The organism is Mucilaginibacter sp. UYP27 (assembly GCF_040547175.1).
Classification (GTDB): Bacteria; Bacteroidota; Bacteroidia; order Sphingobacteriales; family Sphingobacteriaceae; genus Mucilaginibacter.
Genome location: NZ_JBEPPE010000001.1, coordinates 1,440,927 through 1,457,127 on the forward strand (window position 1 = coordinate 1,440,927; position 16,201 = coordinate 1,457,127).

9 protein-coding genes, 2 tRNA genes, 3 rRNA genes and 1 pseudogene are annotated in these 16,201 nt (G+C 44.8%); 9 read left to right on the plus strand and 6 right to left on the minus strand.

Annotation, left to right across the window (positions count from 1 at the left end):
• Positions 1-23: 23 nt before the first annotated feature.
• Positions 24-764, minus strand: coding sequence for an LPS export ABC transporter ATP-binding protein (gene lptB / locus ABIB39_RS06365; RefSeq protein WP_354428305.1), 741 nt, complete (start codon positions 762-764; stop codon positions 24-26).
• Positions 765-816: 52 nt separating this feature from the next.
• Positions 817-2,544, minus strand: a complete 1,728-nt coding sequence (gene recJ, locus ABIB39_RS06370; RefSeq protein WP_354428307.1) for a single-stranded-DNA-specific exonuclease RecJ — start codon at positions 2,542-2,544, stop codon at positions 817-819.
• A gap of 205 nt (positions 2,545-2,749) precedes the next feature.
• Between recJ and ABIB39_RS06375 the strand changes: the two genes are divergently transcribed.
• The 3 genes and pseudogenes from ABIB39_RS06375 (at position 2,750) to ABIB39_RS06385 (ending at position 4,166) form a co-directional block, all read left to right on the plus strand.
• Positions 2,750-3,337 carry a TetR/AcrR family transcriptional regulator gene (locus tag ABIB39_RS06375; protein ID WP_354428308.1) on the plus strand — a complete coding sequence of 196 codons (588 nt, stop codon included), beginning with the start codon at positions 2,750-2,752 and terminating at the stop codon, positions 3,335-3,337.
• 54 nt (positions 3,338-3,391) lie between these two features.
• Positions 3,392-3,718 (plus strand): hypothetical protein, encoded by a 327-nt coding sequence (locus ABIB39_RS06380; RefSeq protein ID WP_354428310.1) that lies wholly within the window; start codon positions 3,392-3,394, stop codon positions 3,716-3,718.
• A 140-nt stretch (positions 3,719-3,858) separates the two neighbouring features.
• Positions 3,859-4,166, plus strand: a pseudogene (locus ABIB39_RS06385) (DUF3817 domain-containing protein).
• A 78-nt stretch (positions 4,167-4,244) separates the two neighbouring features.
• Here ABIB39_RS06385 and porD read toward each other — a convergent pair.
• From porD to ABIB39_RS06405, 4 genes are all read right to left on the minus strand, one after another.
• A complete protein-coding gene (gene porD, locus ABIB39_RS06390; protein ID WP_354428312.1) occupies positions 4,245-5,141 on the minus strand; it encodes a type IX secretion system protein PorD in 897 nt (298 codons plus the stop codon).
• Positions 5,138-6,340 carry a bifunctional phosphopantothenoylcysteine decarboxylase/phosphopantothenate--cysteine ligase CoaBC gene (gene coaBC, locus ABIB39_RS06395; protein ID WP_354428314.1) on the minus strand — a complete coding sequence of 401 codons (1,203 nt, stop codon included), beginning with the start codon at positions 6,338-6,340 and terminating at the stop codon, positions 5,138-5,140. The genes porD and coaBC overlap by 4 nt, the downstream gene beginning before the upstream one ends.
• A 119-nt stretch (positions 6,341-6,459) precedes the next feature.
• Entirely contained in the window at positions 6,460-6,807 is a 348-nt protein-coding gene (locus tag ABIB39_RS06400; RefSeq protein WP_354428316.1) for a DNA-directed RNA polymerase subunit omega, read from the minus strand.
• An 18-nt stretch (positions 6,808-6,825) separates the two neighbouring features.
• Positions 6,826-7,758: an outer membrane protein assembly factor BamD gene (locus ABIB39_RS06405; RefSeq protein ID WP_354428317.1), complete on the minus strand. Its 933-nt coding sequence runs from the start codon at positions 7,756-7,758 to the stop codon at positions 6,826-6,828.
• A gap of 1,529 nt (positions 7,759-9,287) precedes the next feature.
• On the opposite strand from ABIB39_RS06405, the gene ABIB39_RS06410 reads away from it, so the two are divergent.
• The 6 genes from ABIB39_RS06410 (at position 9,288) to ABIB39_RS06435 (ending at position 16,145) form a co-directional block, all read left to right on the plus strand.
• A 16S ribosomal RNA gene (locus ABIB39_RS06410) occupies positions 9,288-10,809 on the plus strand.
• A gap of 159 nt (positions 10,810-10,968) precedes the next feature.
• A tRNA-Ile gene (locus ABIB39_RS06415) sits at positions 10,969-11,043 on the plus strand.
• A 46-nt stretch (positions 11,044-11,089) separates the two neighbouring features.
• Positions 11,090-11,166 (plus strand) — tRNA-Ala (locus tag ABIB39_RS06420).
• A 273-nt stretch (positions 11,167-11,439) separates the two neighbouring features.
• A 23S ribosomal RNA gene (locus tag ABIB39_RS06425) occupies positions 11,440-14,324 on the plus strand.
• Between the two features lie 310 nt (positions 14,325-14,634).
• Positions 14,635-14,746, plus strand: a 5S ribosomal RNA gene (gene rrf, locus ABIB39_RS06430).
• The 16S, 23S and 5S rRNA genes sit together here with 2 tRNA genes alongside, the layout of an rRNA operon.
• Before the next feature lie 325 nt (positions 14,747-15,071).
• Positions 15,072-16,145, plus strand: a complete 1,074-nt coding sequence (locus tag ABIB39_RS06435; protein WP_354428318.1) for an AAA family ATPase — start codon at positions 15,072-15,074, stop codon at positions 16,143-16,145.
• Positions 16,146-16,201 lie beyond the last annotated feature (56 nt).

Sequence of the window (16,201 nt, forward strand, 5' to 3'; positions counted from 1 at the left end):
CCAAGGGTGTTTACTCTTGATTCTTATTGAGGGAATGTTTTTCTTTTCAATACAAAATTGGCACCCAGATAAACCTTACGTACCATTTCGTTTTCGGCCAATACTTCGGGCACGCCCGATTCCAGGATCTTGCCTTCAAAAAGCAGGTAGGCGCGATCTGTAATGGATAGCGTTTCCTGTACGTTGTGGTCGGTGATCAAAATACCGATGTTGCGATGCCTCAATTTGGCAACCATCGCCTGGATCTCTTCTACCGCTATCGGGTCAACGCCGGCAAAAGGTTCATCCAGCAGGATAAAGTTCGGTTCGGCAGCAAGGGCACGGGCAATCTCAGTACGTCGGCGTTCACCACCAGATAGCAGATCGCCGCGGTTACGGCGTACTTTGTGCAGGCTGAACTCGTCTATCAACTTTTCCAATTTATCCTGTTGCTGATCCTTGGGCATTTTACCCATTTCCAACACCGCCTTGATATTATCTTCTACAGAAAGCTTACGAAAAACCGATGCTTCCTGCGCCAGGTAACCAATTCCTTTTTGCGCGCGGCGGTACATAGGGTCGGTAGTTATATCCTGGTCATCCAAAAATATCTTGCCTTCGTTAGGTTTTATCAAACCTACTATCATGTAAAACGATGTAGTTTTACCCGCGCCATTAGGCCCAAGCAAACCCACAATTTCGCCCTGTGCAACATTAAAAGTCACATCGTTCACAACAGCACGTTGCTTATATTTCTTGATTAAATTCTCTGCTCGTAATATCATGTAGCCCCCTCTAAATCTCCCCCGGCAGGGGAGACTTTTTGAAATAATAGTTTTAAAGCCCTCCCTCTCGGGGAGGGTTTGGGTGGGGCGCAATCCCCTTTATATTTAATTGTATGCTGCGTTGTTCGCGCCACACGTTTTCTTCAATAGTGTAACAAATATCGAAAGGTACGCCCGGTTTTAATTGCGGCAGCAATTCGCCCTGGTTAAAGGCAATGCTGCTAAACGCTGCAGAGCCTGGTTGCATTACAAACATTTTAACATGCGCGCTGCCAACTAAACCCGCATTTCCGCTAACATACACATTTTTGCTCAGGAAAACAGGCGCCATGTTCTCCGGTCCGAAGGGCGCAAACTGGTTCATCACCCGGAAAAATTTGGAGTCGATATCCTTCAATTCTATCTCCGCATCGATGCTTACCTGCTGTACCAGTTGCTCATCGGTAATGGTTGAACCAACCACTTCTTCAAATTTTTTGATAAAGGCAGGGACGTTCTCCGGGTGCATGGTTAAACCAGCCGCGTATTTATGCCCGCCAAATTGGATGAGCAGATCGCTGCATCCGCAAAGGGCTTCGTACAGGTCATAACCCAAAACCGACCGTGCCGAGCCTGCCACATGCCCGTTTGAGCGGGTAAGCACCACGGTTGGGCGGTAATATTTTTCGGTTAAACGCGATGCCACAATGCCAATAACACCCTTGTGCCAGTCTTGGTTGAACACCACGGTAGATTTACGGGCGATCATCACCTCATCATTATCTATCATGCTCAGCGCCTCGTCGGTAATTTGCTGGTCGTGCCCTTTACGTTCGGTATTGCGGACGTTGATCATGTCGCCTTTTTCTTTGGCGGCATCTTCATGGCAGGCTATCAAAAGTTCAACGGCATGTTTAGCATCGTCTATCCGGCCGGCGGCGTTTATCCGCGGGCCTAACAAAAATACCACATCACTAATAGTATAAGTGTTGCCACGGCCTGCAACCTGCATCAGGGTTCTTACACCGATGCATGGGTTTTCGTTGATCTTTTTTAGGCCTAAATGTGCAAGCACCCGGTTTTCGCCGGTTAGGTGAACAATATCGCAGGCTATGCTGATGGCTACCAGGTCGAGGTACTCGGCAATGCTTTCAAAAGGCAGGTCGTGCTTTTCTGTCCAAGCCTGGATCAGCTTAAAGCCGATACCCGCACCGGATAATTCTTTATAAGGATAACCGCAATCGGCACGTTTAGGATCGAGCACCGCTACAGCAGCAGGCAATACCTCGCCGGGTAAGTGGTGATCACAAATAATAAAATCTACCCCAAGGGTGTTGGCGTAAGCGATTTTATCAACGGATTTTATACCACAATCCAGCGCAATAATTAAACTGAAGCCATTTTGGGCAGCATAATCAATGCCTTGGGTAGAAATGCCGTAACCTTCTTTATACCTGTCTGGAATGTAGTATTCTATATTTTTGTGGATCTTTTCGAAAAAGCTGTAGGTAAGTGCGACAGCTGTAGTGCCGTCTACATCATAATCGCCGTAAACTAAAATTTTTTCTTTTTGGGTGACGGCTTGCTCGATGCGTTCTATGGCTTTTTCCATATCCAGCATCAGGAATGGATCATGCAGGTGTAGTTCGGTAGGGCGAAAAAAGTATTTGGCTTCATCAAAATTATTGATGCCACGCTGTACCAATAGGGTCGATAAAACAGGCGTTATGTTGAGCCGTGCAGCAAGTTCCTGTACGGTTACCGCATCTGCCGCATCTTTTAACACCCAACGTTTAGTCATAAATAATCTGTCGCTTAAAAAGAGTAAAGATAGTTAATTCGCCTGAACCCGAATTTCCAGAGTTAACGAATTTTTGGAATTTACGGTATCGTTAATTTGACAAATTTTTCGAATTTTTTGATTCGAGATCCGGTAATGCAAAATAAATTAGGACGCTACTGATCTATGAGGTATGTTTGCATACATACTAATTAGTATTTTAAATATGTCGAAAGCCGCCAATACCCGTACTATGATCCTGACCAAGTCCTTCGAGCTTATTTATAAGCAGGGTTACCAGGCTACGAGTATTGATAATATTTTGGCTACTACCAAGGTAACCAAGGGCGCTTTCTTTTACCATTTCAAAAATAAGGACGAAATGGGCCTGGCGATGATCAACGAGATTATTTACCCCGGTATGTACACCTCGCTTGTAAAACCGTTGCTTGATGCTAAGAACCCAATAAACGATATCCACGAAATGATGCGTGTGGTTTTGTTAAAGGTGCCATTTCTTCGCGCTAAGTATGGCTGCCCCGCGGTTAACTTAATTGAAGAAATGTCGCCGCTGAATGAGTATTTTAAAAAAGCCCTTTTAAAACTTACTGATGGTTGGCAGGACGCTATTAAAGAAAGCATCAGCCAGGGAAAAGCTACGAAAGAGATTCGCGAGGATGTAAACCCCGAGTATGTGGCTTGTTTTGTGGTGGCCGGCTATGGCGGCATCCGTAACATGGGCAAGGCAATGGGCTCGGCGTGTTATAATATTTATTTGCAGGAGTTGAAAAACTACCTTAAACAACTGGGATAGTATATTTTTTTTAATTGTAACATACCAATTGGTATATTAATTACAATTTTATGCATGTTCGATACGCTATTATTCTTTCATTCGCTTTTCCGTTGGGCCGTGTTGGGTACGCTTGTTTATTCTATTTATAGGGCGTATATGGGGTACAGTAACAATAAGGTTTTCACCAAAAAAGATGACCAAATACGCCACTGGACAGCCACTGCCGCGCATATCCAATTGATGCTGGGTATTTTAGTTTACACACAAAGCCCCAATGCTAAGTATTCATTCCATTCCGTTGGGCCAAACGGGCATATTACCCAGCCATTCTTTTTTGGTGTGCTGCATTTAGTGCTGATGGTATCCGCAATAATAATTATATCATCGGCTCGGCTATAGCTAAACGCAAAGTTACCGATGCCGAAAAGTTCAAAACTATGCTGATATGGTTCGGATTGGCACTGCTTATCATATTCATTGCTATACCCTGGCCGTTCTCGCCATTGGCACAAAGGCCTTATCTGCATTCTTTTTAACTCATGAAACAGCTACTATCAACAAATATTGGCCGCCTGCGTATTACCGCTTTCCTGGAAGGGATCTCTTTGCTTTTATTAATTTTTATCGCCGTCCCTTTAAAATATTTTGGGCACGATGCTTCCATGGTAAAAGCGATAGGGCCAATACATGGCGCATTATTCTGCTGTTTATAGTGAACACGGTAAGCGCAGGGGTAGAGCAAAAATGGAAATGGGAAACAACGGGCAAGGTATTGCTGGCCTGCATCATTCCCTTTGGGACGTTCTATATCGACAAGAAGATCTTAAGGAATATCAAGCCGGTTTAAGATCGTGGTTATTGGTACGGGGAGCGGTATTCTGGATTTTAAAAATGTATCCCGCTTTCAAAAACTCGCTCCCCGAAACTACTTTCCTTTCAGCGCCTGGTATTTCCCGCCGTTAGCAGGGTCGGCAAGGGAAAGGGTATTCATGGCCTGCAATCTGTCCTGCGGTGATGCATTGCTAAATATGGAGACAAACTCCGCATTTTTAGCCGTAAAAAATGCCAGCGGAAAGTAAGAGCCTAAGCGTTTACGATCTACCTGGTTTAGTACGGGCAATATGCTGCTGATGTATTTACGGCCTTTGGTGGCATTATCTGCCATTATATCCAAGCCGTTACGGTGATAATTATAGATAAACTCGCGCAGGTTACTGTAAATCTTATTGTTAAGGTTCTCTACTAACCAGTAACGGTTAAGGTTATTGTCAAAGCCTTTCCAACCTTTAAAAGATGTAGTTTGCGCATTAATGGCAATGTTTTGTGCATTAGCAAAGTACTGCGTGCCGCCGTATTTAGAGAACGAATCATAGTCCATCCCCACAATAATATAAGCGTAAAACGCCATTACCGAACTTAGATTACTCTGAAAGTTCTGGTCGCTGTAGTCAATGGTTTGGCCTTCGGTGTAAGTAAAATCAAAATCCTTGTCATTTATATTAACCAGCGTAGCGGTGTAAGTAGAATTAAAAACCGGCCTTGACGATTGCACTTGCAGCTCGCCGCTGAAATTGCTGCTGCCATCCCATGCGGTCACATTCAGCACAAAATTACAATCGATACGTTCTTGGGGGGCTATCTCATCTGCGCTCCACTTGCGTCCGTTCAGGAAATCTTTCATGGCGGTTTCCAATGTTTGCAGGGCCCGCTTGTTGGTCACCTGTATTTTTGGCGCTACAATCTTTACACGTGCGTTCAAATCCTGGGCTTTTGCAGCGCAACAGGCGAATAATAACAGGGTAAAGGCTATATAACTTTTCATTTTTTTAGAAGTTCAATCAGCTTAATACAAATATCGCGGGCCACTTCGGTTTTGTTTTTAAGGCCGTAAGTAGTTTTATTGAGGTCGCGGTCTATCAAAGTTACTTTATTAGTATCACTCTTAAAACCCGCGCCGGCATCGTTTAACGAATTTAACACAATAAGATCCAGGTTTTTCTTTTGCAGTTTACCAATGGCATGCTGTTCTTCGTTCTCGGTCTCTAAGGCAAAACCCACTAAAATCTGCCCTGGCTGCTTTTGGGCGCCTAGGGTTTTAAGTATATCTGTAGTTTTCTTCAGTTCGATGGTAAGGCCGCCATCCTGCTTTTTTATCTTTTGTTTGGCAACTTCGGTAGGGGTATAGTCGGCCACGGCAGCGCACATCACACAGGCATTTGCTGCCGGGAAGTACGTTAAACACTCTTGCAACATATCTGCCGCGCTGGTAACGTTTATCCGTTTAATGCTTTGGTATTTGTTGATTTGCGCGGTTGGCCCGGCCACAAGCGTAACATCAGCACCAAGCGAAGCCAATTCATCAGCCAAAGCAAAACCCATTTTACCGGATGAATGGTTCCCTATAAAACGCACCGGGTCTATAGCTTCATAAGTTGGGCCGGCAGTAACTAGTATTTGTTTGCTAAATAAAGGGAGTTTCTTTTTGATGTCATCTGTCAGGAAGGCGACTATTTCCTCCGGCTCGGCCATGCGGCCTTCGCCATGCAACCCACTTGCCAGTTCGCCATTACCCGGTGGGATAAGGATATTCCCAAAGCCCTTTAACACGGTAATATTGTGCTGCGTAACGTCATGCTTCCACATATCCAGGTCCATAGCGGGGGCGAAGTACACCGGGCACTTGGCCGATAGGTACACGGCTGTAAGCAAATTATCAACCAAACCGCCGGCCATTTTTGCCATAGTGTTTGCGCTTGCCGGTGCTATGATCATGGCATCGCCCCAAAGCCCAAGCTCTACGTGGTTATTCCACTCACCGGTATCTGGTTTAAAATAGTCGGAATATACGGGGCGTTTAGATAGGGTAGATAGCGTAAGCGGAGTAATAAAATTGGTAGCATCGGGCGTCATCACTATCTGCACCTGCGCGCCGGCCTTAACCAGCAGCCTCCCCAGCGTTGCCGATTTATAAGCCGCTATACTTCCGCAAACCCCTAAAATTATCTTTTTACCTTCTAACATACACCCTAATCCCTAACGGGACAATTAAAATCAAATATATAAATAAGCCAACGTTATTAAACAAATAAAGCCCCCGTCGATATGACAGAGGCTTAAAATGTTGTGATCCCGTAAGGATATTACTCCAAATCCCTTGCTTCTTTAGCAGGGTTGCGGTAATAAATTTTGTTATCTAAAAATTCCTGCACAGCTACCAAAGTAGGTTTAGGTAATTTTTCGTAGTATTTAGATATCTCAATTTGCTCCCGGTTTTCAAATACCTCTTCAAGGTTATCGTTAGCAGATGCAAACTCAGAAAGTTTTTGGTGTAACTCTTCTTTTATATTGTTAGAGATCTGGTTCGCCCTTTTTGACATAATTACCAACGACTCGTATATATTGTCGGTTTTCACATCCAGTTCACGCAGGTCACGGGTAACTGTACTGCTGGCTACAGCTGGCTTGTTAGTTGGGTTGTTAACGTTCATGTCTTTTATTATCTATTATTAATATGGTATTTTCTGATTATCTCTGTCCTTAATTGACGGGGGTTGGCCGGTATTGGTTGTGTCCTTCTTAGCTAATTTCTCGGCCAGTTTAGAATCAACGGCAGCTTCGGCTAAAACGCGTTTAGCACGTTCAATACCTTGTTGGCTGTTTTTCTTGTAGTTATTGGCATCACCCAAAAACTTGCTTGAGGGGTATTTCTCTACAAATTGATCGGCGTAACCTATTGTCTGCTCAAAACGCTCGGGCTGTTTACGCTCAAGGCTTACTTTAGAAAACTCGTATTGTGCACGTATAGTTAAAAACTCAAGCTCTTCGGCATATTTGGTATCAGGGTAATCGCGCAGGGTGTTGCCAAACGCAATAACGGCAGATTGATAATCGCCAATGGTTAAGTATAACTTAGAGTTAGCATATGATTTTTGCTCCAGCTTATCGCGTAAATTTTGGATCAGTTTGCTTGCCTCGGTAACACGGTCACTTTTAGGGTAAAGGTTAATAAACAACTGTAAGGACTCTATTGCTTTGGTGGTGTTCTCCTGATCTAACGAATAGATGGGCGAATCCAGGTAAAAACAATAAGCGGCAATAAAACGGCATTCTTCAGCACGCGGGCTGGATGGGTAAGTATCTGCAAATGTTTTAAAGTGGAACCTTGCCGATGTGTAATCCTTAAGTTTATAGTTAGTATAAGCGTAATAATAAAACAAATCCTCGGCTTCTGCCCGGCCACGGTAACGGGTTACCAGGTCTTCAAATAAGCCAAGGGCTTTGGTATAGTCCTTTTTATTGTAAAACTTAACCGCTTCCTGGTATTTTTTAGCGTTATCGTTACTTGCTTTTAACTTTTCGTACTTGCTTTTACAACTGCCAAGCGTAACAATAAGCAGGAACATTACGCCCGAAAATATGAGTAGTTGTTTTTTAAACATTTTGCAAAGATAGTTGAATATTATAAATCAGTCAATTATTTATTTAGAGGACGAATATATAACGACAAAAGTGCTCCTTATATATATAATGCATGTATTTAACATCTTTTAACGTTGTGGGATTTTAAAAGGATCATCCGGTAATGAAATGCTGCTGTAATTTACGGTTATATATAGTATAATACTGGATAGCTTTATACAGAGGTGTAAGCTGCCAATTAGTAAATATATAGTATGTACAAGCATGCTGTTTTATAGTAGCTGTACTATTATAGTATAGCAAGCTAAAGCCACTGTACGTGCCAAAGGTGTAGAGTAATTATATACTATATAGTATGACTCTATAATTTTTAGTTTTGGCATGTAATATATAGGTATAAGGTAAACCGTGATATGTTTAATAATTGGGGCGTTGCCTGCGGCCCGGGCTATCCGTTACAACTCCTCATCCCAGGCTGCGGGTAAAAGCAGCCTTTCATTCCGGGGTTTCCACTACTATCCCTATCGCGAAGAAGTTGCAAGTGTAAATCAATTGGTATGCCCACATTTATAAATTACCGCTATGGCACAGCTTTCCCTTAAATGGGAATACTTCCGTAAATTACAAGTTGCAGATGCGTTGATAAGGATAAAGCTATGTCTGGACCATGATCACTCAATTTGGAAGATTCTCACGATTTATGCTTTGCCACAGCTATCACTGTGTATTTACACCTATCGCTACTTCAAGTTTTATAAGTAATATATAGCACTAATAACCGCAAATGTGCCTATTTGCAACCAATAACGATATTACTCATCATTATAACGCATTAAAAGTGAATTTTTGAGCCTCATTTACTGTGTGTTACAAATACACTATCAATAAAACATTCAAAGCATTTGCTTAAGTAAAATTTGTACTTACCTTTGCAGCCCGCAAACGAAATAGCGGGACGTTCTCTGAAAATATAGCACAACATTTATTTCAAATAAAGTTTGCAAAATCAACAAAGGTTAATACCTTTGCAGCCCGCAAAAGAGGAAACAAAATTGCGGTTGTACATTGAAAAAGCAGCTTTAAAATATTAAAAAATAAAGTTTGCAAATTTAACAAAGGTTACTACCTTTGCAGCCCGCTAAAGAGGAAACGATTTACGGTTTGTACGTTGAAAAAGCAGCTTGAAAAATAAAAAATAAAGTTTGCAAATTCAGAAAAGGTTTCTACCTTTGCAATCCCAAAACGAGGGAGAAAAAATCGGAAACGATTTTAACAAATAACGTTAACAAACTAAAAGCGATTTTTAGTTTAAAACATTGAGAGTTTAGACCGCAATGGTCAACAACATAAAAGCAGAGCCGCGAGGTGAAGCGCACAGTTCTTAAAAGAGATAGAGAATAAATTATGCAGCGTAACGGCAGGGAATTCGAGAGAAGGAACTGATTGTTATTAAAGCGAGCTTAAGATAGTGGATAATGTAAGAGAATATTTTTTTTTACAGATTTCTATTGATGAGTTAATAGGGTCTGGATTTGAACAAACACATTATACAATGGAGAGTTTGATCCTGGCTCAGGATGAACGCTAGCGGCAGGCCTAATACATGCAAGTCGAACGGGATTGAGAAGCTTGCTTTTCATGAGAGTGGCGCACGGGTGCGTAACACGTATGTAACCTACCTTAATCTGGGGGATAGCCTCTCGAAAGAGAGATTAACACCGCATAACATTATCGGATAGCATTTTCTGATAATCAAATATTTATAGGATTAAGATGGGCATGCGGAACATTAGCTAGTTGGTAAGGTAATGGCTTACCAAGGCTACGATGTTTAGGGGATCTGAGAGGATGACCCCCCACACTGGTACTGAGACACGGACCAGACTCCTACGGGAGGCAGCAGTAAGGAATATTGGTCAATGGGCGCAAGCCTGAACCAGCCATGCCGCGTGCAGGAAGACGGCCCTACGGGTTGTAAACTGCTTTTGTACCGGAATAAACCTTTTCACGTGTGAGAAGCTGAATGTACGGTAAGAATAAGGATCGGCTAACTCCGTGCCAGCAGCCGCGGTAATACGGAGGATCCAAGCGTTATCCGGATTTATTGGGTTTAAAGGGTGCGTAGGCGGTTCTTTAAGTCAGGGGTGAAAGACGGTAGCTTAACTATCGCAGTGCCTTTGATACTGAAGAACTTGAATACACTTGAGGTAGGCGGAATGTGACAAGTAGCGGTGAAATGCATAGATATGTCACAGAACACCAATTGCGAAGGCAGCTTACTAAAGTGTCATTGACGCTGAGGCACGAAAGCGTGGGGATCAAACAGGATTAGATACCCTGGTAGTCCACGCCCTAAACGATGAATACTCGATGTTGGCGATATACGGTCAGCGTCTAAGCGAAAGCGTTAAGTATTCCACCTGGGGAGTACGCCCGCAAGGGTGAAACTCAAAGGAATTGACGGGGGCCCGCACAAGCGGAGGAGCATGTGGTTTAATTCGATGATACGCGAGGAACCTTACCCGGGCTTGAAAGTTAGTGAATGATTCAGAGACGAATCAGTCCTTCGGGACACGAAACTAGGTGCTGCATGGCTGTCGTCAGCTCGTGCCGTGAGGTGTTGGGTTAAGTCCCGCAACGAGCGCAACCCCTATGTTTAGTTGCCAGCATGTAATGATGGGGACTCTAAACAGACTGCCTATGCAAATAGAGAGGAAGGAGGGGACGACGTCAAGTCATCATGGCCCTTACGTCCGGGGCTACACACGTGCTACAATGGATGGTACAGCGGGCAGCTACCTGGCAACAGGATGCCAATCTCGTAAAGCCATTCACAGTTCGGATCGGGGTCTGCAACTCGACCCCGTGAAGTTGGATTCGCTAGTAATCGCATATCAGCAATGATGCGGTGAATACGTTCCCGGGCCTTGTACACACCGCCCGTCAAGCCATGGAAGCTGGAAGTGCCTGAAGTGCGTAACCGTAAGGAGCGTCCTAGGGTAAAGTCGGTAACTGGGGCTAAGTCGTAACAAGGTAGCCGTACCGGAAGGTGTGGCTGGAATACCTCCTTTCTGGAGCATTATCCAAAATTACTTTGAGTACGCAAATGACAGTTTAACTGTTACCTGCATGATTATTTTCTTATTTATTCTCTAAAAAAACAACCCGGAAGATGAAGCCATCGGTTGTGGTGCAGCCATAATAGTGGCAAGATTGTAAAAATAACACACAGTCCTGTAGCTCAGTTTGGTTAGAGCACTACACTGATAATGTAGGGGTCAGCAGTTCAAATCTGCTCGGGACTACGAGGTGAAGATACCAGAATAACATGGTATTGATAAACATCTGAAAGGGGGATTAGCTCAGCTGGCTAGAGCACCTGCCTTGCACGCAGGGGGTCAACGGTTCGAATCCGTTATTCTCCACCACACCCTCCGTTTCCTTAACAGGATAGGATATAATGCAAGTTACTGTACACGTTGTGTAGTATAGGGTAAAGTTCTTTGACATATTGGAAGAAGTAATTAAAAAGAGAAAACAACAGTAGAGACGTTGTTTGGCTTTAAATACTTGCAAAAGGAAGAAAGAAACAAGATAAAAGACTTCGGTCCAAGTCTTGGCTCGGATCTCCCGGCACATTTATTTGAACGAACAACATATCAAAAAGCATACAGTGATGAGCAAAAGCATCACAAGTATAGAAGAAAGTAAGAAAGGGTACACGGGGGATGCCTTGGCTCTCAGAGGCGATGAAGGACGTGATAAGCTGCGATAAGCCGCGGGGATTAGCAAATATGAATTAATCCGCGGATTTCCGAATGGGGAAACCTAACTATTTGAAGAATAGTTGCATAAATGCGCAAACCTGCTGAACTGAAACATCTAAGTAAGCAGAGGAAGAGAAAATAATAATGATTTCCTGAGTAGTGGCGAGCGAAAGGGAAGAAGCCCAAACCAGTTATGTTACGGCATAGCTGGGGTTGTAGGACCACAACATGAATATCAAAATGAACCGGAAGGGGGTGGGAAACCCCGCCATAGAGCATGAGAGCTGCGTACGGGTAAGTAATGATAGGATAGTGGTATCCTGAGTACCGCGAGGTCGGAGACGCCTTGTGGGAATCTGCCGGCACCATCCGGTAAGGCTAAATACTCCTGAGAGACCGATAGTGAACCAGTACCGTGAGGGAAAGGTGAAAAGAACCCCGAACAGGGGAGTGAAATAGAACCTGAAACCGTGTACTTACAAGCGGTCGGAGCACCTTCGTGGTGTGACGGCGTGCCTTTTGCATAATGAGCCTACGAGTTACTCCTCTCTGGCAAGGTTAAGTGTTTAAGACACGGATCCGAAGCGAAAGCGAGTCTGAATAGGGCGTATAGTCAGAGGGGGTAGACGCGAAACCTTGTGATCTACCCATGGACAGGTTGAAGGTGCCGTAACAGGTACTGGAGGACCGAACCGATAAACGTTGAAAAGTTTCCGGATGATCTGTGGGTAGGGGTGAAAGGCTAATCAAACTGGGAAATAGCTCGTACTCCCCGAAATGTTTTTAGGAACAGCGTGGTGGTTAAGTTATATAGAGGTAGAGCTACTGATTGGGTGCGGGGGAGTCAAATCCTACCAAATCCAGACAAACTCCGAATGCTATATAATATACACTGCAGTGAGGCTATGGGTGCTAAGGTCCATGGCCGAGAGGGAAAGAACCCAGACCATCAGCTAAGGTCCCCAAATTAACGCTAAGTTGAACTAACGAGGTCCGATTGCACAGACAGCTAGGATGTTGGCTTGGAAGCAGCCATTCATTTAAAGAGTGCGTAACAGCTCACTAGTCGAGCGATCGGGCATGGATAATAAACGGGCATTAAGCGTTATACCGAAGCTATGGATTATATACTATGTATATACTGGTAGGGGAGCATTCTAATTGCCGGTGAAGCAGGAAAGACAATTGACTGTGGAGGAATTAGAAAAGCAAATGTAGGCATAAGTAACGATAAGGCGGGAGAGAAACCCGCCCACCGAAAGACTAAGGTTTCCTGATCAACGCTAATCGGATCAGGGTTAGTCGGGGCCTAAGGTGAAGCCGAAGGGCGTAGCCGATGGACAACTGGTTAATATTCCAGTACTTTTTATAACTGCGATGCGGTGACGGAGTAGTGACACTGACGCGAACTGACGGAATAGTTCGTTAAAGGCCGTAGGTATAGGAGAGGTAGTTAAGTACGCCACTCTTGCTGAAAGCTGATAGTACACTGAGCCTTCGGGTAAGGTGATAGTTCAGGTAATCAGACTTCCAAGAAAACCCGCTAAGCTTCAGGTTATAAAAACCCGTACCGTAAACCGACACAGGTAGTCGAGGAGAGAATCCTAAGGTGCTCGAGTGAATCATGGCTAAGGAACTCGGCAAAATGGCCCTGTAACTTCGGGAGAAGGGGCGCTGGTAGCAATATCAGCCGCAGTGAAAAGGCCCAGGCGACTGTTTAACAAAAACACATGGCTATGCAAAATCGAAAGATGACGTATATGGCCTGACACCTGCCCGGTGCCGGAAGGTTAAGAGGGGATGTTATTCAGCAATGGAGAAGCATTGAATCGAAGCCCCGGTAAACGGCGGCCGTAACTATAACGGTCCTAAGGTAGCGAAATTCCTTGTCGGGTAAGTTCCGACCTGCACGAATGGTGTAACGATCTGGGCGCTGTCTCAGCCATGAGCTCGGTGAAATTGTGGTATCGGTGAAGACGCCGGTTACCCGCAACGGGACGGAAAGACCCCATGCACCTTCACTACAACTTAACATTGATATCGGATACAGGATGTGTAGGATAGGTGGGAGACTGTGATCATGCTTCGCTAGGAGTATGTTAGTCAACGTTGAAATACCACCCTTTCTGTATTTGGTGTCTAACTCGATAATGTCGAGAACATTGTTTGGCGGGTAGTTTGACTGGGGTGGTCGCCTCCAAAAAGGTAACGGAGGCTTTCAAAGGTAAGCTCAGTACGCTTGGTAACCGTACGTGGAGTGCAATAGCATAAGCTTGCTTGACTGTGAGGCAGACAAGCCGAGCAGGGTCGAAAGACGGATATAGTGATCCGGTGGTTCTGCATGGAAGGGCCATCGCTCAAAGGATAAAAGGTACGCTGGGGATAACAGGCTGATCTCCCCCAAGAGCTCATATCGACGGGGAGGTTTGGCACCTCGATGTCGGCTCGTCACATCCTGGGGCTGGAGAAGGTCCCAAGGGTTGAGCTGTTCGCTCATTAAAGTGGCACGCGAGCTGGGTTCAGAACGTCGCGAGACAGTTCGGTCCCTATCTGTTGTGGGCGTTGGAAGTTTGAGTGGGGCTGACCTTAGTACGAGAGGACCGGGTTGGACTAACCTCTGGTGAATCTGTTATGCCGCCAGGTGTACTGCAGAGTAGCTACGTTGGGAATAGATAAGCGCTGAAAGCATCTAAGTGCGAAACTAGCCACAAGATGAGACTTCCATTGAGGATCGTAGCAGACTACTACGTTGATAGGTTACAGATATAAAGGTGGTGACATCAAAGTCGAGTAATACTAATAATCCGAAGCTTTCTCATAGCAGGTAATGAATGGTGTTAGAGATCCGAGGCCGTAAGAAGCAAGGACCAGGAGCAATCCCGGTTCCCATATCCGATCCCTTGCCTCTAACACCGAGCAAAACAAAGCTGTTGTTTTCTCTGATACTTACTTCTTTCAATTATGTTTAAGTTTGCTATAGTAGCAAGTATATCGTATCAAGTAGCAAGACATGGTCTTCTTCCTGAACATATGGTTACTATACTTACAAAATAAAATATTGGTTAGCTTAATAGCGCGTTTAAAGTCTTGATACTTGATACACGCTACTAAATACTAACTATAAAATATTCAGGTGCCTATATCGGCGGTGTCCACCTCTTCCCATTCCGAACAGAGAAGTTAAGCCCGCCAGAGCCGATGGTACTGCAGTAAAATGTGGGAGAGTAGGTCGGTGCCCAATCTTAAAGTTAAACCCTTCATCCAAAAGATGAGGGGTTTCTTTGTTATATACTTTTCTCATCCGCACACCTCCGCATATCCCCCCACATATGCACATCCTAATGCCTCCCCTTGTTCACGTTAACGGCCGTGAACGCCACAACTTTTCCACATACTGGTCTTAATCAGCTACTTCCGTTTTTGTCACTACTGACAATATCGTGTCACCATTAGTCTGGATCATACCCGTTATATTTGTGTATCAGGTGCTGCCTGCACCGTAACAGGCCTGGCTTTCGTGCTTCGGCCTTCCGTTTCATACACACATATCATTATCAACACACAAAATGACTGAGAACCAGCCCGCCCACCGCCCGGAGTTTATTGAGAAACTGCGTGCCGAATCCAGGGGCCAGGTGTACCGCCCGGCTAAAAGGTTAAAACTGATCGCGCCCGAACCGCCCGACCCTGACGATTGCCGCTACCTGTTTACCGTTGCCACCGGCAACCGCTGGATGGAACTTGGCGAACGCGAGCCCGCGCCTAAAATGCTTTTCGGGGAGTTTTGGCACCGGGGAGAATTTTGTATCCTGTTTGCCGATACCAACGTTGGTAAAAGTGTGCTGGCCGTGCAAATTGCCAACAGTATAGCAACGGGCATAGCTATAGCGCCCTTCACCATGAATGCAAAGCCCACCACAGTGCTGTATGTAGATTTTGAGTTAAGCACCCTTCAGTTTTACCGGCGCTATACACACGAGGGCCATCATCACAACTTTACAGATAATTTTATCCGGGCCGAATTTAATATAAACAGCGACATTGATAATGGCAGTAATAACGACGATCAGATTTTCGCCGCTATAGAATACAGGCTTAAGCAACTCAAAGCCACGGTGCTGATTATTGACAATATCAGCTGCCTGCGCGGCGGGATCGAAAACTCGACCGTTGCGCTTAACCTGGTTAAAAACCTCAAAGCCCTTAAAAAGGATTATCACCTGTCCATCCTGGTGCTGGCCCATACACCCAAACGCCGTAACCAGGGCTCGCCCATCTCTACCGACGATATGCACGGCAGTAAGCTATTGATAAACCTGGCCGACAGCGCCTTCTCCATTGGTACAAGTGCCGCCGACCCGCGCCTGCGTTACCTTAAACAAATAAAACAGCGCAGCAGCGGGCAGATCTATGGCGAAGACAATGTATGCCTCTGCCGGATTACAAAGCCGGGTAATTTTATGCAAATGCAGTTTGAAGGCCACAGCCACGAATACCTGCACCTGCGTACCCGCATGTTAAACCAGCATATCTTAACACCAAAAGTAGCCGAACTCGCGGCCAAAGGTTATAACCAGCGGCAGATAGGTAAGGAACTTAGTATTTCTATAGGGTTGGTTAATAAGTTGATGGCGAGGTGATACGGGTAATAATGTGCATCTTGTGCTAAAAATCATCCCTCAATAATAAACTTTGT